Consider the following 17,908-nt stretch of genomic DNA (forward strand, 5'->3'; position numbering starts at 1 on the left):
CGGACAGGTGGGGCGGGGTCAGTCGACCTCGACCGCTGCGGCGGCGAACTGGGCTGAGTACAGCCTGGCGTAGGCGCCGCCGGAGGCGAGCAGAAAGGTGTGGGTGCCCTGCTCGACGATGGTGCCGTGCTCCATCACGAGGATGAGGTCGGCGTCGCGGATGGTGGACAGGCGGTGGGCGATGACGAAGCTGGTCCGGCCGGCGCGCAGGGTGGTCATCGCGCGCTGGATCAGGACCTCGGTGCGGGTGTCGACAGAGCTGGTCGCCTCGTCGAGGATGAGGATCGTCGGCTCGGCGAGGAACGCCCGGGCGATCGTGATGAGCTGCTTCTCGCCCGCCGAGACGCCGGCGCCCTCCTCGTCGATGACGGTGTCGTAGCCGTCGGGGAGGGTGCGGACGAAGCGGTCCGCGTGGGCGGTCTCGGCGGCCGCGACGATCTTGTCCTGGGTCGGGTGGTCGGCGCCATACGCGAGGTTCTCCGCGATGGTGCCCTGGAAGAGCCACGTGTCCTGCAGGACCATGCCGATCTGTTCGCGGAGGTCGTCGCGGGACATGGTGGCGATGTCGACGTCGTCGAGGAGGATGCGCCCGGCGGTCAGGTCGTAGAAGCGCATGACCAGGTTGACGAGCGTGGTCTTGCCGGCGCCGGTCGGGCCGACGATCGCGACCGTCTGGCCCGGCTCCACGGTGAGGGAGAGGTCTTCGATCAGGGGTTCGTCCGCCTTGTACCGGAAGGAGACGCCCTCGAACGTCACCTTCCCCCGCACCTGGGCGGGGCGCGCCGGCTTGACTGGGTCCGGCGACTGCTCGTCGGCGTCGAGCAGCTGGAACACCCGCTCGGCGGAGGCGACACCCGACTGCACCAGGTTGGCCATGCTCGCGACCTGGGTCAGCGGCTGGCTGAACTGGCGGGAGTACTGGATGAACGCCTGCACGTCGCCGAGCGACAGCGACCCCGACGCGACCCGCAGGCCGCCGACGACGGCGACGAGCACGTAGTTGAGGTTGCCGATGAACATCATCGCGGGCTGGATGAGCCCGGAGATGAACTGCGCCCGGAACGACGCGGTGAACAGCGCCTCGTTGTGCTCCTCGAACGTCTTCGCGGCCTCGGCCTGCCGGCCGAAGATCTTCACCACGGAGTGCCCGGTGAACATCTCCTCGATGTGCCCGTTGAGCTTGCCGGTGCTGGCCCACTGCTTCACGAACTGCGGCTGCGACCGCTTGCCGATGCGCATGGTGACCAGCACCGACACCGGCACCGTGACCAGCGCGATGATCGCGAGCAGCGGCGAGATCCAGAACATCATGCCGAGGACACCGAAGATCGTCAGCAGCGACGTGAGCAGCATGCTCAGCGACTGCTGCAGGGTCATCGCGATGTTGTCGGTGTCGTTGGTGGCGCGGCTGAGGACCTCGCCGCGCGGCTGCTGGTCGAAGTAGCTCAGCGGCAGCCGGGACAGCTTCGCCGACACCTGCTCGCGGAGCCGGTAGACGGTGCGCTGCACCACGACGGTGGTGAGCCGGGCCTGGAGCAGGCCGAGGATCCAGGCGCCGAGGTACACGACGGCGACCCACAACAGGACGCGCTCGAGCCGGTCGAAGTCGATGCCCCGGCCGGGCACGACGTGGTCCATGGCGGCGAGCAGGTCGGCGAAGCGGTCCTGCCCGCGCTCCCGCGCACCCGCGACCGCGTCGGCCTTGCTGATGCCCGCGGGCAGCTGCCGGCCGACGATGCCCTCGAAGATGACGTCGGTGGCGTGGCCGAGCAGCCGCGGCCCGATGACGGAGAGCACGACGCTGCCGATGCCGAAGACCAGCACGGCCGCGATGAGCATCCGGTCGGGCGCGAGCATGCGCAGCAGCCGCTTGGACGAGCCCTTGAAGTCCTCCAGCTTCGCCGGCGGCCCGCCGGCGCCCATCATCATCCGCCCAGGCCCGAACGCGGGCGGCGAAGGCCGCGACCCGCCACCCGGCCCACCAGGGCGCCCAGGTCCGGTCATGCCGTCACCTCCGCTTCGCTCCGGCGCCGGCCTGACCCGACCTGCGCTGCTGATTCGCGGCCCGAGCCGCTTCGCTGGCCGCTCATGCCGCCACCTCCGCTTCGCTCCGGCGTCGGCCTGAGCCGAACCTGCAATGCTGATGAGCGGCCCGAGCCGCTCCGCTGGCCGCTCATGCCGCGGCCTCCTGTTCGGTGAGCTGGGAGAGGACGATCTCGCGGTAGGTGGCGTTGCCGTCCATCAGCTCGGTGTGGGTGCCCGTGCCGACCACGCGGCCCTCGTCGAGCACGACGATGGTGTGCGCGTCGCGGATCGTGCTGACCCGCTGCGCGACGATGACGACCGTCGCGTCGACGATCTCGGCGCGCAGCGCGTCGCGTAGCGCGGCGTCGGTCGCGTAGTCCAGGGCGGAGAAGGAGTCGTCGAAGAGGTAGATCTCGGGCCGGGCGACGAGCGTCCGGGCGATCGCGAGCCGCTGCCGCTGCCCGCCGGAGACGTTGGTGCCGCCCTGCGCGATCGGCGCGTCGAGCGCCTCGGGCATCGCCCGGACGAAGTCGGCGGCCTGCGCGACCTCCAGGGCCCGCCACAGCTCGGCGTCGGTCGCGTCGGGCCGGCCATAGCGGAGGTTGGACGCGACGGTGCCGGAGAAGAGGTACGGCTTCTGCGGCACCATGCTCACCGTCGCCGACAGCAGCGCCGGGTCGATGTCGCGCACGTCGACGCCGTCCACGAGGACGGTGCCACCGGTCGCGTCCATCAGGCGGGGGACCAGGTTGAGCAGGGTGGTCTTGCCGGCGCCGGTGCTGCCGATGATGGCCGTGGTCTGCCCGGGCCGGGCGGCGAGATCGATGCCGCTGAGGACCGGCGACTCCGCGCCGGGATAGCGGAACTCGACGCCGCGCAGCTCCAGCTCGCCGTGGCGGGGCAGCGCGGTGACCGGCTTCGCCGGCACCACGACGCTGGAGTCGGTGGTGAGGACCTCCTGGATGCGCTCCGCGCACACCTCGGCCCTCGGGATCATGACGAACATGAACGTCGCCATCATGACCGCCATGAGGATCTGCATCAGGTAGCTGAGGAACGCGGTCAGCGCCCCGACCTGCATGCCGCCGGTGTCGATGCGGTGCGCGCCGAACCAGAGCACGAGGATGCTGGAGGCGTTGACGACCAGCATCACGGTGGGGAACATCAGCGACATCAGCCGGCCCACGGCGAGGGACACGTCGCGCAGGTCGCCGTTGGTCTTGGCGAACCGGACCCGCTCGTGCTCGTCGCGGACGAAGGCGCGGATCACCCGGATGCCGGTGATCTGCTCGCGGATGACCCGGTTGACCAGGTCGATGCGCACCTGCATGAGGCGGAACAGCGGCCGCATCCGCACTACGATGACGGCGATGATCCCGATCAGGATCGGGACCACGACCAGCAGCAGCGCCGACAGCGGCACGTCCTGCACGAGGGCGAGGATGATGCCGCCGACGCACATGATCGGTGCCGTGACCATGAGTGTGAAGGTCATCAGCACCAGCATCTGGACCTGCTGGATGTCGTTGGTCGTGCGGGTGATCAGCGACGGCGCGCCGAACTGCCCCACCTCCCGCGCCGACAGCTCCTGCACCTTGTCGAAGATGCCGGCGCGCACGTCCCGGCCGAGGGCCATCGCGGTGCGGGCGCCGTAGTAGACGGCGGCGGCGGAGCAGACGATCTGCACGAGCGTGACGGCGAGCATCCAGCCGCCGATGCGCATGATGTAGCCGGTGTCGCCGGTGACGACACCGCCGTCGATGATGTCGGCGTTGAGCGTCGGCAGGTACAGCGTCGCCGTGGTCTGCACCAGCTGCAGCAGCACGATGAGCCAGATCGTCCTGCGATACGGGCTCAGATAGGTTTTGAGCAGTCGGATCAACATCGTCAGGCGTCTCCCCCGGTGGTGTCGGTCGGGCGGACCAGCAGGCCGTCGAGCAGGACGGCGACCACGCCGTCGGCGTCGAGCTCGCCGGGCTCGGCCAGCTCCGGCCGGACCGACGCGATCACGAGCAGCACGAGCATGCCGGCGGTGGTGGCGGGGCTGCGCCGCAGCAGCTCCCGGTCGGGCTCGATGAGGGCCTCGACCGCCTCGGTCAGCACCCGGCGGCCCTCCATCAGCTGCTCGACCTGGCGTCGCCCGGTCTCCATCGGCAGCGTCCGGGCGACCATCATGAGCTGGACATTGGACTCGAACCGGCGCAGCAGGACCGCCGCCGCGTCGCGCATGCGCTTGCGCAGCGGTGCCTGCCGGTCGATCGCGTCGAGGTCGCGCAGCACCGTCTCCTGGTCGAAGGCGGTGCCGAGCGCGGCGAGGATCAGCGATGCCTTGTCGGGGAAGACGCCGAAGATGGTGCCTTCGGCGACGCCCGCGGCCTCGGCGATCTGCTTCGTGGTGACCGCCGCCCCGTGGGTGCGCAGCAGCGGGATGGTCGCGGCGACGATCGCCGCCCGCCGCTCGTCCGGCGACAGCGCGGGGACGCGCCGGCGTCGGGCTCGGACAGGCTGCTGGTTCACGACGGCCACCTTACTGAGCGAGCACTCACTCGGACAACCGAATAATGCTGTGAGCGGAAAAGACGAAAACGGAAACCCGAGTACGACGAGAACCACACCCTAACCACAACCACCGACAGTTCCGGCGGACAGCTACCGCATGGCAACCGGCCGTGATCGCGGCGGGCACCCCGGCGTCCCGAACCTGATGGGGCACAACCGAGCCTGGGAGACGAGATGACGACACATGCTCACGACGAGGAGGCCCGCCTCGCCGCGTTGCACAGTTACGGCGTCCTCGACGGCCCCCGCCCCGCGGCCCTCGACGAGCTGACCCGCCTCGCGTCGTCGATCTTCGACACGCCGATGTCCTCGGTCTCGCTCATCGACCGGGACCGGCAGTGGTTCGCCGGCAGCACCGGCCTCGCCGACGCCGAGACGCCCCGCGACGTCTCGTTCTGCGCGCACACCCTGCCCGAGCGGCGGCAGCTCGTCGTGCCCGACGCCCGGCTCGACCCGCACTTCCGCACGTACCCCAACGTCACCGGCGACCCGCACATCCGCTTCTACGCGGGCTCCCCGCTCGTCGACGAGGACGGCCACGCGCTCGGTGCCCTGTGCGTCATCGACGACCGCCCCGGCGACCTCGGCCCCCGCCAGCGCGAGGCCCTGGACACCCTCGCCGCGCAGGCGGTCGGGCACCTGTCGCTGCTGCGCAACCGGCTCCTGCTCGCCGAGCTCGGCGACGAGCTGGCCCGCGCCACGCAGCGCGAGGAGGACCTGATCGCGACCGTCTCGCACGAGCTGCGCACCCCGGTCGCGGCGATCCAGGGGTACCTGGAGCTCCTCGCGGAGGAGGAGCAGCTCGCCGCGTACGCCCGCCTCGTGGAGCCGATCCAGCGCAACGGCGAGCGGCTCGTCCGCATGGTCGACCACCTGCTGACCGGCACCCGCCCCGCGCACGCCCCGACCGAGCTGCACCGCACCCGGGTCGACCTGGCCATGGTCGTCGAGGCCGCCTGGCGCGCCTGCCGCACCCTCGCCGAGCAGCGCGGGGTGACCCTGTCGGTGGTTCCTTCGCCGGTACGGGTGGACGTCCGCGCCGACGTGACCCAGCTGACGCATGCGGTGCAGCAGCTGGTGCGCAACGCGGTGCTCTTCACCCCCGCGGGCGGCGACGTCACCGTCGCGGTGTCCGGCGGCCCGGTGCCGACCGTCGAGGTCGCGGACACCGGCGTCGGTGTCCCGGCCGACGAGCTGCCCTACGTCTTCCAGCGTTTCTACCGCGGCCGCCACGCCCGCCAGCAGGCCGTCCCCGGCGTCGGGCTGGGCCTGCACATCGCCCGCCAGGCCGCCACCGCGCACGGCGGCACCGTCACGCTGAGCTCGGCCGGCAAGGGCACCACCGCGAGGCTGTCGATCACGGCGTGACGGCCGCGGTGGAACTTTCAAGCGAAAGCCGAAGTCCCGCCGTACCGGAGACGTCGATGCTTGCCAATGGCGGGAGGCCGTGGGAACACTGCGCTCACCTCATGTGAGGAGGAGCACATTGCGCCCAGTGTGGAGCGTCTTGGCGGCCCTCGCCGTCGGCGCTGTCGCGGTCCTCGTGGTGCCCGCCCCGGCGAGCGCCCACGGTGTCGCGATGGTGCCCGGCAGCCGCACCTATCTGTGCTATGTGGACGGACTCAAGGCCACCGGCCAGATCATCCCGTCCAACCCCGCCTGCGCCGACGCCGTCGCGCAGGGCGGTCAGCAGCCGCTGTACGACTGGTTCGGCGTGCTGCGTTCAGACGCCGGCGGACGTACCACCGGCTTCATCCCCGACGGCCAGATCTGCGGTGCGGGCACGACGAAGTACGCCGCGTACAACGCCGCCCGGACCGACTGGCCCACCACCCACCTGACCGCCGGCGCCACGATCCAGATGCGGTACAGCAACTGGGCCGCGCACCCCGGCACGTTCCACCTGTACGTCACCCGCAACGGCTGGAGCCCCACCACCCCCTTGGCGTGGGGTGACCTGGAGCCGTTCTGGAGCGCGACCGACCCGCCGCAGTCCGGCCCGCCCGGCGCGCTGAACTACTACTCGTTCAACGCGACGCTGCCGTCGGGCAAGACCGGCAAGCACATGCTGTTCATCCAGTGGGTCCGCTCGGACAGCCAGGAGAACTTCTTCAGCTGCTCCGACATCGTCTTCGACGGCGGCAACGGCGAGGTGACCGGCATCGGCGGCGCGCCGTCGTCGCCCTCACCCTCGGTCTCCCCGTCGAGGAGCACGTCGCCGTCGGCGTCCGCCTCCCCGTCCAGGAGCATGTCACCGTCCAGGAGCACGTCCCCGTCGCGGTCGAACTCGCCGTCCACGGGATCGGGCGCCTGCACCGCCACCTGGAGCATCGTCCCCAGCTCGTGGGCCGGGCACTTCCAGGCCGAGGTCACGGTCCGCAACAACGGGACCGGCAGCCTCAACGGATGGACGGTGCGCTGGTCGTACACCGGCGGACAAGGCTTCGAGGGATCGCCGTGGAACGGCACACTCGTCGCACAGCCCCCGAATCCGGCCGTCAGCAACGTCGACTGGAACAGGGTGCTCGCCGCCGGCGCCACCACGTCGTTCGGATTCAACGCCACCGGCACCGCCCCGGCGACCGCCCCGACCCTGAGCTGCACCAGCCCATGATCAAGTCACCCCTGTTGCGGCTGCTGACCGGTGTGGTGGCGGTGGCGTTGGTACTGGCAGGCCTCGTCATCGCCACCACCCGGAGCTCCAAGCCGGACGCGCCGGCGGAGAAGGAGACGGTGCACACCGTCACCGGCGCGCACGACGGCCGGCAGGCGGCGACGCTGGAGGTGGTCACCGGCGCGGAGTCGGTGATCATCCACAGCGAGCCGATGGACGGTTACCTGTACCGCGCCTCGACCCTGCCCGGCAGCCGCGTCGAACCCGCCGCGGCCGTCGACGGCGAGGTCGTCCGGCTCAGCCTGAACGGCACGGAGGTCGCGGGCCAGGCGACGGTCCACGTGTACCTGAACTCGACCGTCCGCTGGACGCTCAAGCTCGCCGGCGGCGGCCTGCGGCAGGTCGTGGACTTCGGCTCCGGCCGGCTCGCCGCCGTCGACGTGGTCGCCGGGGTGCAGGAGCTCGACGTCACCGTCCCGAAACCGGAGGGCGAGCTGCCGATCCGGGTCGGCGGCGTCGGCAAGCTCCTCGTCCACGCCCCGGCGGGCCCGCCGGCCCAGCTGACGCTCGGCCAGACCAGCACCGTGGGCAAGGCGACCCTGGACACCTCGGCCAAGCAGAACCTGGCCGGCGGCGCCGTCATCGCCCTGCCCGGCTGGCAGCAGGCCGCCGACCGCTACGCCCTGCACGTCGACGGCGGCGCCGCCGAGGTCCTCCTCGACCGCCGCTGAGCAGCACCGCCGCACGACGGAGGAGGCGCGGGCCCAACCCCGCGCCTCCTCCATGTCGGTCAGCGGGGCTCGTCGGCCACCGCCAGCCGCGCGGCGCTCCTTCGATCGGCGGCCCGCACTGTATCGACCGGACGCACGCGGGAAAGATTCTCCGGGGCGCGTGTCGATCGGCGGGTGGGCCCGTTCGACCTCGGGGTGAGAGGGTCGGGACGCGATCCCCAGAAGGCGAGGAGCACGGCGATGGCGAAGTACATGCTGATCCTGCGGGCCACCGACGAGGCGATGGCGAAGTCGGCCGACATCCCGTTCGAGGAGATCCTGGACATGATGGGCCGGTACAACGACGAGCTGATCCGGGCCGGGGTCCTGGTCGCGGCCGAGGGGCTCGACGACGCGGGCCAGGGCGTGGTGGTGGAGTTCGACGGCGAGACGCCAGTGGTCACCGACGGGCCGTACGGGGAGACCAAGGAGCTGTTCGGCGGCTTCTACATCCTCGACGTCGCCTCGAAGGAGGAGGCCGTCGAGTGGGCGCGGCGCCTGCCGGGCGGGCCGGGCACCAAGGTCGAGGTGCGGCGGGTGTCGGACATCGACGACTTCCCGCAGGACAACGAGTGGATCGCCAAGGAGCGGGCGTGGCGTGAGCGGACCGGGCAGCTGTGACCTCCGTGGACTCCGCAGACCCCGACGGCCCGCCGGGCACCGAGACGGCGCGGCGGGCCGTCGAGACCGTGTGGCGGATCGAGTCGGCGAGGATCGTGGCGGCGCTCAGCCGGTACACCGGCGACTTCGGCCTCGCGGAGGACGTCGCGCAGGAAGCGGTGGCGGAGGCGCTCGTCAGCTGGTCCCGCGACGGCACGCCGGACAACCCCGTCGGGTGGCTGCTGTCGACCGCGCGGCGGCGCGCCATCGACAGCTTCCGGCGCAGGTCGGCGCGCGACGAGCGGTACGCCGCCATCGCCGGCCAGCTCGGCGAGGGTGAGGCCGCCGCCGGGGCGCTGGTGCCGCAGCAGCAGGACGACCTGCCGTGGGACCCGGACCGCATCGACGACGACATCCTCGCGCTGATGTTCGTGGCCTGCCATCCGGTGCTCGCGCCGGAGGCGAGGGTCGCCCTGACGCTGCGCACCGTCGGCGGCCTGTCCAGCGAGGAGATCGCCCGGGCGTTCCTGGTGCCGGTGCCGACGGTGCAGGCGAGGATCACCCGGGCGAAGAAGACGATCGCGGCGGCGAAGGTGCCGTTCGAGCTGCCGCCCGCGCAGGACCGCAGGCAGCGGCTCGGCGGGGTCCTCAGCGTCCTCTACGTGATCTTCACGGAGGGTTCGACGGCGACCGCCGGCGACAACCTGCTGCGCCCCGATCTCGCGTACGAGGCGATCCGCCTGACCCGGATGCTGTCCGCGGTGCTGCCCGGCGAGCCCGAGGTGCACGGGCTGCTCGCGCTGTGCGAGCTGACCGCGGCCCGCTTCCCGGCGCGCACCGGCCCCGACGGCGAGGCGGTGCTCCTGGAGGACCAGGACCGGCGGCTGTGGGACCGGTCCGCGATCCGGCGGGGGCTCGCGGCGTTCACGGCCGCGTCGAAGAAGGGGCTCGGCCCGTACGGGCTGCAGGCCGGCATCGCCGCGTGCCACGCCGCCGCGCCGTCGGTGGAGGAGACCGACTGGGAGCGCATCGTGCTGCTCTACGAGGCGCTCGGCCGGATCGCGCCGTCGCCGGTCGTCGAGCTCAACCGGGCCGTCGCCGTCGCGATGGCGAGCGGGCCGCTGCGGGGGCTCGCGATCGTCGACGAGCTCGTCGCGGCCGACCGGCTGCCCGGCTCGCACCTGCTGCCCGGGGTCCGCGGCGAGCTGCTCCGGCGGCTCGGGCGCACCAGGGAGGCGCGGACGGAGCTGGAGCGCGCCGCCCGCCTGTGCACCAACGCCCGCGAGCGGGCGGTCCTGCTGCGCAAGGCGGAGGCGCTGCCGTAGGTCAGGCATCACCGGCCAGTCGGGAATAGCCTCGTCGGAGGCGTATTCCCGGCCGGGGCGCCGGCTGCGTCACGCTGCGCCGGAGGTCGTGACGCTCCTAGGCTCGGTGGCATGAACATCGCATTGACCGGTGGGACCGGGTACATCGGATCCGTGGTGCTGGAGCAGCTCGTCGCGGCGGGGCACGCCGTCACGGCCCTGGTGCGCAGCGACGAGGCGGCCGAGAAGGTCCGCAAGGCCGGGGCGGAGGCCGCCGTCGGGGACCTGTACGACACCGCGTGGACGGCGCGGCTGTTCGCGGCCGCCGACGCCGTGGTGCACACCGCGGCGCCCGGCGACGGCAGCAGCGAGCAGTTCGACCGGGCGGTCGTCGCGGCGGCGGTCGAGGCGCTCGGTGGGACCGGGAAGCCCTACGTGCACACCAGCGGCGTCTGGCTGTATGGCAGCAACGCCGACATCACCGAGGACTCGCCGCTCGCGCCGCCGGCGCTGACCGCGTGGCGGCCCGCGGTGGAGCGGTCGGTGCTCGACGCGGACCTGGTGGCCACGATCGTCACGCCCGGCGTCGTGTACGGCCACGGCGGCGGCATCCCCGCCGGCGTGCTCACGCCCGCCGACGGCAAGGTCCGGCTGGTCGGCGACGGCTCGCAGCACTGGACGACGGTGCACGTCGAGGACGTGGCCGCGCTGTACGTCACCGTCGTCGAGCGCGGCGAGCGCCTCGGGCACGTGCTCGGGGTGTCCGGCGCCGGCCCGACCGTCCGCGAGATCGCCGAGGCCACCGGCGCCGAGGTCGTGCCGGAGACCGTCGAGGAGTCCCGGGCCAGGCTCGGCGCCCTCTTCGCCGACGCGCTGCTGCTGGACCAGCGGGCCACCGGCGCGAAGGCCCGCTCGCTCGGCTGGTCGCCGACCCGCCCGACCCTGCTGGAGGAGATCAGAGGTTAGGCGACGCAGAACTCGTTGCCTTCCGGGTCGAGCATGACGATGTGGCCGAGCCGGTCGCCGTAGCGCTCCTCGCGCACCAGCGTGGCGCCCGCGGCGACCAGCTCGGCGGCCTTGTCGCGGATCGCCGCCGGGCCGGCCACCCGGATGTCGATGTGCATCCGGTTCTTCGCGGTCTTCCCCTCCGGCACGCGCAGGAAGCCGATCGCGGGGCCGGCGCCGGCGGGGTCGCCGATCGAGGCGCCGTCGGGCTCGTCGTTGCCGGGCTCCGGCACGTAGCCGAGCGCCGCCGCCCAGAACGCGGCGAGGGCGTGCGGGTCCGTCGCGTCGCAGCCCAGGGTCCAGTGGGTCATGCGGCCGCGGTACCGACGAAGCCGGCGCTAACGACGATGGCGGGGCGGGACGCCGAAGAGGGGCATCCGCCACAGCGGCAGGTCGGTGAACGACTGGCCCGACAGGGTCAGCATGCGGCGCAGGCTGAGCCGGATCAGGTGGTGCGCGACGTAGAGCAGCCACGCCGCCAGCGGCAGCTCGACCAGCAGCGCGGTGCCGAGGCTGACCCAGTGGTCGGGGCCCGCCGCCGTCATCAGGTCGAACCATGCGTCGCACACCAGCAGGGTCGCGCTGACGACCGCGGTCAGCAGGAGGACCTGGCGGCGCCGCGCCGCCGCCCACGCGGTGGCGGCGAGGGCGGCGGCGAGCACCAGGTCGAAGCCGACCCACGTGGCGCGCCAGTGGCCGGCGAGGTACCGCGGCGGCAACGTCCACGCGAGCACCGCCACCCACGGGATCAGGAACAGGGCGGCGGTGACGACCACGACGACGAACCGGCGCCGCGTCCGCTCACCCGCACGCGGTGCGGGGATGAGGACGGCCAGGCGCCGGGCCAGGTCGGCCCGCTCGGACGGGGACATCCGTGCGAGCTCGTCGTCGGTGATCGGCACTCAGCGGCCGCGCTGCGCCCGGTAACGGTTGACCAGGGCGGCGGTCGAGGAGTCCAGCGCGGACGTGTCGCCGGCCCCGGCGGTGAGCGCCGGCTCGATCCGCTTGGCGAGGACCTTGCCGAGCTCCACGCCCCACTGGTCGAACGAGTCGATGTCCCAGATCGCGCCCTGGACGAAGACCTTGTGCTCGTAGAGGGCGATGAGCTGCCCGAGCACCGACGGGGTGAGCTTGTCGGCGAGGATCGTCGTGGTGGGGCGGTCACCGCGGAACGTGCGGTGCGGCACCTCCTCGGCGGGCACCTCCTCGGCCGCGACCTCCTCCGACGTCTTGCCGAACGCGAGAGCCTGCCCCTGCGCGAACAGGTTGGCCATCAGCAGGTCGTGCTGGTCGGCGAAGACGCCGAGGCCGGGCGCGGGCTGGGCGAAGCCGATGAGGTCGGCCGGGATGAGCATCGTGCCCTGGTGGATCAGCTGGTAGTAGGCGTGCTGGCCGTTGGTGCCCGGGGTGCCCCAGACGACCGGGCCGGTCTGCCAGTCGACCGGGCGGCCGTCGTGGTCGACGTACTTGCCGTTGGACTCCATGTCCAGCTGCTGCAGGTACGCGGTGAACCGGGACAGGTAGTGGCTGTAGGGGAGCACCGCGTGCGTCTGGGCGTCGTGGAAGTTGCGGTACCAGATGCCGAGCAGCCCGAGCAGCAGCGGCGCGTTCTGCTCCGGCGGCGCGGTCCGGAAGTGCTCGTCCATCGCGTGGAACCCGTCGAGCATCTCCCGGAAGCCGTCCGGCCCGAGCGCGATCATCAGCGAGAGGCCGATCGCGCTGTCGTAGGAGTAACGCCCGCCGACCCAGTCCCAGAACTCGAACATGTTGGTCGTGTCGATGCCGAACTTCGCGACCTCGCCGGCGTTGGTCGACACGGCGACGAAGTGCTTCGCGACCGCGGCGTCGTCGCCGAACGCGTCGAGGATCCACTGGCGGGCGGCGGTCGCGTTGGTGATCGTCTCGATCGTCGTGAACGTCTTCGACGACACGATGAACAGCGTTGTCGCCGGGTCCGCGGCCCGGACCGCCTCGTAGAGGTCGGCGCCGTCGACGTTGGAGACGAAGTGCATCTCCAGCCCCCGGTCGGTGTAGCCGCGCAGCACCTCGTAGGCCATCGCGGGGCCGAGGTCGGAGCCGCCGATGCCGATGTTGACGATGGTGGTGATCCGCTCGCCGGTGAAGCCGGTCCACTCGCCGGAGCGGATCCGGTCGGCGAACGCGGCCATCCGGTCCAGCACGGCGTGCACCTTCGGCACGACGTTCTCGCCGTCGACCTCGACGACCGAGTCGCGCGGAGCGCGGAGCGCGGTGTGCAGCACCGCCCGGTGCTCGGTGAAGTTGATCTTGTCGCCGTGGAACATGGCGTCGCGCAGCTGGGCGACCCCGCGCGCGGCGGCGAGGTCGCGCAGCAGGCCGAGGGTCTCGCCGGTGACCAGGTGCTTGCCATAGTCGAGGTAGAGATCGCCGACCTGCAGGGAGTACTTCGTCCCGCGCTCCGGGTCTTCGGCGAACAGGTCCCGCAGGTGCACCTCACCAAGCTCGGCGCGGTGTTTCGCCAGCGCGGCCCATTCGGGCAGTTGGTTGAGTCGGCCCTGAGACATCAAGCACTCCTTCAGCGAGGTCACACTCTCACAGGGATTGTGCCCCTTTCGGGTGCGTCTCGTCCTCCGTGCGCCGATCTTGCGGTTGGTCCCACCCGCTGACCAGCGCCTCCTCCGGTGCGCCGGCGGCTGCCCGTACATCTGCCGCAATCGCCTGACGTCGGCGCAGGCCCAGCACGACGGCCCCGGCGGTCGCCACCGCGACCACGATGCCGACCGTGGCCGTCGGCACCTCGAACAGTTTCAGCGCGCTCGCGATGAGCACGATGACCAGCGCGGCGCGGACCACGCCGGCGGGCGCCCGGGACGACAGGCGGGCGCCGATGAGCACGCCGGGGATCGAGCCGATGAGGACCGCGGCGGCCAGGTCGAGCTTCAGGTCGCCGAAGATCGCGTGGCCGAGGGCGGCCGCGGCGACGAGGGGGATGGCCTGGACGAGGTCGGTGCCGACCAGGTCGTTCGGGCGCAGCATGGGGTACAGGGCGAGCAGGATGACGATGATCAGCGAGCCGGAGCCGACGGAGGTCATCCCGACCACCAGCCCGCCGACGGCGCCGAGCAGGGCCGTGGGGACCGGCTTGACCTTCAGCGGCACCTCCGACTTTTCGCTTTTTCCGCTTTTGTACGACTTAAGGAGCAGTCCGACGACGGCCAGCAGGAGTGCGATGCCGAGCGCGACGCGGACGATGTCCTGGACCTGCTCGCCGTCGCCCAGCGCGCGCATGAGGAGGACCCCGGCGAACGCCGACGGCACGCTGCCCAGGCACAGCCAGCGCACGAGCGACCAGTTGACGGTGCCGCGGCGGGCGTGGACCCAGCCGCCGAACGGCTTCATCACCGCGCTCGCGGCCAGGTCGCTGGATACCGCGGCCAGGGGAGGGATGCCGAAGAACAGCACCAGGATGGGGGTCATCAGCGCGCCGCCGCCCATGCCGGTCAGTCCGACGACGATGCCGACGCCGAGCCCCGCCAGGGCCATCACAGGATCCACCGGCGAATTGTGCACTATCTCGGTCGTCTTTGTCGGTACGAAACGGGGCTGCGGCGGCGGATGTCACGTCGATAGCGTGTGGCGATGCAGGTTGGCACCCAGGTCCGGCTGGTGTTCTGGTCGGTGGCGGCGGCCGCGGCGCTGCTCGCCGTCGATGCCGCCGTCACGGCGGTCGTGACGCGCGACCTCGCCGCGCTCCACACCGTGCTCATGTCTCCCCGGTCGCTCCGGCAGGTCGAGGCCGACTACCACAACAACCTGGCGGTCGCCTCGGTCGGCGCGGTCGTCCTGGGCGCGCTGCTGTTCTTCGTGCGGTGGCGCACCCCCAAGATCAGGGCCATCCTGTGGGTCGCCGGCCCGCTGCTGGCCCTCGCTCTGCTGTGCGGCCTGGTCGGCGGCCCCGAGTGGGCGGTCGCCCCGACGGGTGACGAGCCGGAGCTGCTGCGCCAGGAGTACGCCCGCGCCGTGCCGGAGTGGTACCTGTGGGTGCACGGCGTGGCCGGCCTCATCGCGGCCGGCCTGCTGTTCTTCGTCGCCGGTTTCCTGGTCCGCACCGACCTGCGCGAGTACTACCTGGAAGGCCAGGGCACGGGGGACAGCTACCGCTCCTGGATCGACCGGACCTCGGCGTGAAGCGGATCCCGGGCGACCTGTCGTTCGTCGTGCGGCGCGGCACCGGGCGGTGGACCGTGCTGATCGGCGGCATCTCCGCGGCGGCCTGGGTCCTGCTGATGATCCTGGTGTCGGCCGGCCTGCTGACTGGTGGCTCGCCCGACCGGACCAACGGCGACGCCGTCGCGGTCGCGGCCATCGGGCTGTGCGCCCTGGTGGTCCTCGGCGCGCTGGCCGTCGCCGCCGTGCGGATCGCGGTGTCCGGCGGTCCGGTGCTCGCGCTCGACTCCGTCGGCCTGTGGGTCCGCAACTCGCGCGGGCTCTGGGGCACCCCGGTCTGGGTACCGTGGGTGGGGGTCTCGCAGCTGACCCGGGCCCGCCGGCTGACCGTCCTCACCACCGACGGGGTCCGCTATTCCGTGCCGCTGCGGTTCAACGACCGGACCCCGGCGGAGATCGTCGGCGCGGTCGGCCGGTTCAGCGGGCGGCCGGTCCTGGAGGCGTGACCCGCGTCCCTGGACTGCGTCCCGGGGGTGGTCGTGCTTCACTGAACGGGACGCGGGGCCACCTCGCCGTCCCCGCATGAACCCCGCGACCGTCCGGCCGGCCCGGCGTCGTGTCGTGCTTCTGCGGTCGGCCGTTTGCCGTGGTGTCGTCGTCGCTGGTTTCGTTTTCCGTGGTGTGGTCGTCTTTTCCGTGGTGTCGTCGTCGCTGGTTGCGGCGCGTCGGGCGCCACATCCGGCGAGGGTGCCACGGAAATGTCAGACCCTGCGGCTACGCTCGCGGGCAGCAGCGCACCAGGATCATTGGAGAGCATCGAGTTGACCGCACAACCCGAGACCTTGTACGGGGCTGACGACCTCACGCTCCTCGAAGGGCTGGACGCTGTCCGCAAGCGGCCCGGCATGTACATCGGCTCGACCGACAGCCGCGGCGTCGCTCACCTGTTCAACGAGATCGTCGACAACTCCACCGACGAGGGCATCGCCGGCCACGCGACCCGCGTCGAGGTGACCCTGCACGCCGACGGTTCCGTCCAGGTCGACGACGACGGCCGCGGCATCCCCGTCGGCGTCCACGCGAAGTCGGGCATGTCCGGCGTCGAGCTCGTGCTGACCCGGCTGCACGCCGGCGGCAAGTTCGGCGGCTCCGGCTACAAGACCTCCGGCGGCCTGCACGGCGTCGGCGCCTCCGCGGTCAACGCGCTGTCGCACCGGTTCGACGTCACCGTGCGCCACACCGGCAAGGTCCACCACATGGCCTTCCAACACGGCGTCCCCGGCGACTTCGACGGCGCCGGCCCAGGCGCGGCGTTCACCCGCCGCTCCGGGCTCAATGTCACGGGGCGGATGAAGCGGGGCCAGTCCACCGGCACCTCGATCCGCTACTGGCACGACTCGCGCTACTTCGAGACCGGCGCCGCGCTCGACGTCGAGGCGGTCCGCGCCAAGCTGCGCAACACGGCCTTCCTCGTCCCCGGCGTGACCTATGTGCTCAAGGACGCCACCGGCGGGCAGATCTCGACGGAGACGTTCCACTACCCCAACGGGCTCGCCGACATGGTGGAGTTCCTCGCGCCGTCCGGCGACCGCGCCGTGTGCGGGCTGCTGCACATCACCGGCGAGGGCACCTACAAGGAGAATGCCGCCGACGAGAACGGCGTCATGAAGGCCAATGTCGAGCGCCGCGCCGAGGTCGAGATCGCGCTGCGCTGGGGCACCGGCTATGAGCGGGTCGTGGAGTCGTTCACCAACACGATCCGCAACGTGCACGGCGGCACGCACCGGCGCGGCTTCGAGCGCGGCGCGTTGCGGGCGCTCAGCGACGCGATCCGCAACACCCGCGGCCTGCTGCGGCCGAAGGAGGACCTGCCGACCCTCGACGACGTGCTCGAAGGCATGACGGCGGTCATCCACGTGCGGATCCCGGAGCCGCAGTTCACGTCGCAGACCAAGGACGAGCTGTCCACCGCGCCGGTGACCCGGGTCGTGCAGGGGATCGTCGAGCAGCACATCAAGGCGTGGGTCGAGGCGCGCAAGACCAAGGTCGAGGCCCGCACCGTCCTGCAGAAGATCGTCGACGCCGCGCGGGTCCGCCTGACCCAGAAGCAGCAGAAGGACGCCGCCCGGCGCAAGACCGCCCTGGAAGGCGCGTCGATGCCGGCGAAGCTCGTCGACTGCCGCTCCACCGGCGTGCAGCGCAGCGAGCTGTTCATCGTCGAGGGCGACAGCGCCCTCGGCACCGCGCGCATGGCCCGCTCCTCGGAGTATCAGGCGCTGCTGCCGATCCGCGGCAAGATCCTCAACGTGCAGAAGGCCAACATCCAGCAGGTCCTGGACAATGCCGAGTGCTCCGCGATCGTGCAGGTCCTCGGCGCCGGCTCCGGCCGCACGTTCGACCTGGAGTCGATGCGCTACGGGCGAATTCTGATCATGGCCGACGCCGACGTCGACGGCTCGCACATCCGCACCCTGCTCATCACGCTGTTCGCCAAGTACATGCGGCCCGCCATCGCCGACGGCCGGCTCTACGCCGCCGTCCCGCCCCTGCACAAGATCGTCACGAAGGGGCGCAACTCGGAGACGATCTACACGTACACGCAGCAGGAGATGGTCAGCACGGTCAGCCGCCTCGAGAAGGCCGGCAAGCAGGTCGTCACGCCGATCCCGCGGTTCAAGGGTCTCGGCGAGATGGACGCCGACGAGCTGTGGGACACCACGATGAACCCGGCGACCAGGGCCGTGCGGCGCATCACCCTCGACGACATCGAGAAGGCCGAGGAGGTCCTCGAGCTGCTCATGGGTGAGCGGGTCGAGCCCCGGCGAAACTGGCTGATCGACGCCGCGCCGCGGGTCGACCAAGAGAACATCGACGCCTGAGTCAGG

The 17,908-nt window shown here is 71.7% G+C and carries 16 protein-coding genes; 9 read left to right on the plus strand and 7 right to left on the minus strand.

Translation table 11 applies throughout. The features are described from left to right. Positions 1 to 18 precede the first annotated feature (18 nt). The 3 genes from ABD332_RS24090 to ABD332_RS24100 form a co-directional block, all read right to left on the minus strand. Positions 19 to 2,004 carry an ABC transporter ATP-binding protein gene (locus ABD332_RS24090; protein ID WP_425552278.1) on the minus strand — a complete coding sequence of 662 codons (1,986 nt, stop codon included), beginning with the start codon at positions 2,002 to 2,004 and terminating at the stop codon, positions 19 to 21. Positions 2,005 to 2,173: 169 nt separating this feature from the next. After that, positions 2,174 to 3,910: an ABC transporter ATP-binding protein gene (locus ABD332_RS24095; protein ID WP_344504332.1), complete on the minus strand. Its 1,737-nt coding sequence runs from the start codon at positions 3,908 to 3,910 to the stop codon at positions 2,174 to 2,176. A gap of 2 nt (positions 3,911 to 3,912) precedes the next feature. Beyond that, entirely contained in the window at positions 3,913 to 4,542 is a 630-nt protein-coding gene (locus ABD332_RS24100; protein WP_344504333.1) for a TetR/AcrR family transcriptional regulator, read from the minus strand. A gap of 216 nt (positions 4,543 to 4,758) precedes the next feature. On the opposite strand from ABD332_RS24100, the gene ABD332_RS24105 reads away from it, so the two are divergent. The 6 genes from ABD332_RS24105 (at position 4,759) to ABD332_RS24130 (ending at position 10,838) form a co-directional block, all read left to right on the plus strand. Next, positions 4,759 to 5,952 carry a GAF domain-containing sensor histidine kinase gene (locus ABD332_RS24105; protein ID WP_344504334.1) on the plus strand — a complete coding sequence of 398 codons (1,194 nt, stop codon included), beginning with the start codon at positions 4,759 to 4,761 and terminating at the stop codon, positions 5,950 to 5,952. Positions 5,953 to 6,070: 118 nt separating this feature from the next. Further along, complete coding sequence (locus ABD332_RS24110) at positions 6,071 to 7,198, plus strand: lytic polysaccharide monooxygenase (protein ID WP_486303843.1); 1,128 nt, start codon at positions 6,071 to 6,073, stop codon at positions 7,196 to 7,198. Beyond that, positions 7,195 to 7,929 carry a hypothetical protein gene (locus ABD332_RS24115; protein WP_344504336.1) on the plus strand — a complete coding sequence of 245 codons (735 nt, stop codon included), beginning with the start codon at positions 7,195 to 7,197 and terminating at the stop codon, positions 7,927 to 7,929. The genes ABD332_RS24110 and ABD332_RS24115 overlap by 4 nt, the downstream gene beginning before the upstream one ends. Positions 7,930 to 8,169: 240 nt before the next feature. Next, positions 8,170 to 8,589, plus strand: coding sequence for a YciI family protein (locus ABD332_RS24120; protein WP_344504337.1), 420 nt, complete (start codon positions 8,170 to 8,172; stop codon positions 8,587 to 8,589). 5 nt (positions 8,590 to 8,594) lie between these two features. Next, on the plus strand, positions 8,595 to 9,893 hold the full coding sequence (locus tag ABD332_RS24125) for an RNA polymerase sigma factor (protein ID WP_344504338.1): 1,299 nt from the start codon (positions 8,595 to 8,597) through the stop codon (positions 9,891 to 9,893). Between the two features lie 111 nt (positions 9,894 to 10,004). Continuing rightward, positions 10,005 to 10,838: an NAD-dependent epimerase/dehydratase family protein gene (locus ABD332_RS24130; RefSeq protein ID WP_344504339.1), complete on the plus strand. Its 834-nt coding sequence runs from the start codon at positions 10,005 to 10,007 to the stop codon at positions 10,836 to 10,838. Here the strand turns inward: ABD332_RS24130 and ABD332_RS24135 are convergent. Genes ABD332_RS24135 through ABD332_RS24150 form a run of 4 tightly spaced genes read right to left on the minus strand, consistent with a single transcriptional unit; the run spans position 10,835 to position 14,411 of the window. Beyond that, the gene (locus ABD332_RS24135) at positions 10,835 to 11,188 is read right to left on the minus strand and encodes a VOC family protein (RefSeq protein ID WP_344504340.1); all 354 of its coding nucleotides are present in this window, start codon (positions 11,186 to 11,188) and stop codon (positions 10,835 to 10,837) included. The genes ABD332_RS24130 and ABD332_RS24135 overlap by 4 nt on opposite strands. A 27-nt stretch (positions 11,189 to 11,215) precedes the next feature. After that, positions 11,216 to 11,749 (minus strand): hypothetical protein, encoded by a 534-nt coding sequence (locus ABD332_RS24140; RefSeq protein WP_344504341.1) that lies wholly within the window; start codon positions 11,747 to 11,749, stop codon positions 11,216 to 11,218. A gap of 30 nt (positions 11,750 to 11,779) precedes the next feature. Further along, a complete protein-coding gene (pgi, locus tag ABD332_RS24145; RefSeq protein ID WP_344504342.1) occupies positions 11,780 to 13,420 on the minus strand; it encodes a glucose-6-phosphate isomerase in 1,641 nt (546 codons plus the stop codon). A gap of 28 nt (positions 13,421 to 13,448) precedes the next feature. Further along, positions 13,449 to 14,411, minus strand: coding sequence for a sulfite exporter TauE/SafE family protein (locus tag ABD332_RS24150; RefSeq protein ID WP_344504343.1), 963 nt, complete (start codon positions 14,409 to 14,411; stop codon positions 13,449 to 13,451). Positions 14,412 to 14,495: 84 nt separating this feature from the next. Here ABD332_RS24150 and ABD332_RS24155 point away from each other — a divergent pair, with 84 nt between their 5' ends. The 3 genes from ABD332_RS24155 (at position 14,496) to ABD332_RS24165 (ending at position 17,902) form a co-directional block, all read left to right on the plus strand. Continuing rightward, positions 14,496 to 15,044, plus strand: coding sequence for a hypothetical protein (locus tag ABD332_RS24155; protein ID WP_344504344.1), 549 nt, complete (start codon positions 14,496 to 14,498; stop codon positions 15,042 to 15,044). After that, the gene (locus tag ABD332_RS24160; RefSeq protein WP_344504345.1) at positions 15,041 to 15,529 is read left to right on the plus strand and encodes a hypothetical protein; all 489 of its coding nucleotides are present in this window, start codon (positions 15,041 to 15,043) and stop codon (positions 15,527 to 15,529) included. The genes ABD332_RS24155 and ABD332_RS24160 overlap by 4 nt, the downstream gene beginning before the upstream one ends. Positions 15,530 to 15,781: 252 nt before the next feature. After that, positions 15,782 to 17,902, plus strand: coding sequence for a DNA gyrase/topoisomerase IV subunit B (locus tag ABD332_RS24165; protein WP_344504346.1), 2,121 nt, complete (start codon positions 15,782 to 15,784; stop codon positions 17,900 to 17,902). Positions 17,903 to 17,908 lie beyond the last annotated feature (6 nt).

The sequence above is a fragment of the Dactylosporangium maewongense genome, from assembly GCF_039531485.1.
Taxonomy (GTDB): Bacteria; Actinomycetota; Actinomycetes; order Mycobacteriales; family Micromonosporaceae; genus Dactylosporangium; species Dactylosporangium maewongense.

Excerpts from the sequence above, each read along its gene's own strand:
- ABD332_RS24105 (WP_344504334.1), top strand. The coding sequence starts at position 4,759 with ATGACGACACATGCTCACGACGAGGAGGCCCGCCTCGCCGCGTTGCAC.
- ABD332_RS24155 (WP_344504344.1), top strand. The coding sequence starts at position 14,496 with ATGCAGGTTGGCACCCAGGTCCGGCTGGTGTTCTGGTCGGTGGCGGCG.
- ABD332_RS24135 (WP_344504340.1), bottom strand. The coding sequence starts at position 11,188 with ATGACCCACTGGACCCTGGGCTGCGACGCGACGGACCCGCACGCCCTC.
- ABD332_RS24115 (WP_344504336.1), top strand. The coding sequence starts at position 7,195 with ATGATCAAGTCACCCCTGTTGCGGCTGCTGACCGGTGTGGTGGCGGTG.
- ABD332_RS24120 (WP_344504337.1), top strand. The coding sequence starts at position 8,170 with ATGGCGAAGTACATGCTGATCCTGCGGGCCACCGACGAGGCGATGGCG.
- ABD332_RS24165 (WP_344504346.1), top strand. The coding sequence starts at position 15,782 with ATGTCAGACCCTGCGGCTACGCTCGCGGGCAGCAGCGCACCAGGATCA.
- ABD332_RS24095 (WP_344504332.1), bottom strand. The coding sequence starts at position 3,910 with ATGTTGATCCGACTGCTCAAAACCTATCTGAGCCCGTATCGCAGGACG.
- ABD332_RS24090 (WP_425552278.1), bottom strand. The coding sequence starts at position 2,004 with ATGACCGGACCTGGGCGCCCTGGTGGGCCGGGTGGCGGGTCGCGGCCT.
- ABD332_RS24140 (WP_344504341.1), bottom strand. The coding sequence starts at position 11,749 with ATGTCCCCGTCCGAGCGGGCCGACCTGGCCCGGCGCCTGGCCGTCCTC.
- ABD332_RS24130 (WP_344504339.1), top strand. The coding sequence starts at position 10,005 with ATGAACATCGCATTGACCGGTGGGACCGGGTACATCGGATCCGTGGTG.
- pgi (WP_344504342.1), bottom strand. The coding sequence starts at position 13,420 with ATGTCTCAGGGCCGACTCAACCAACTGCCCGAATGGGCCGCGCTGGCG.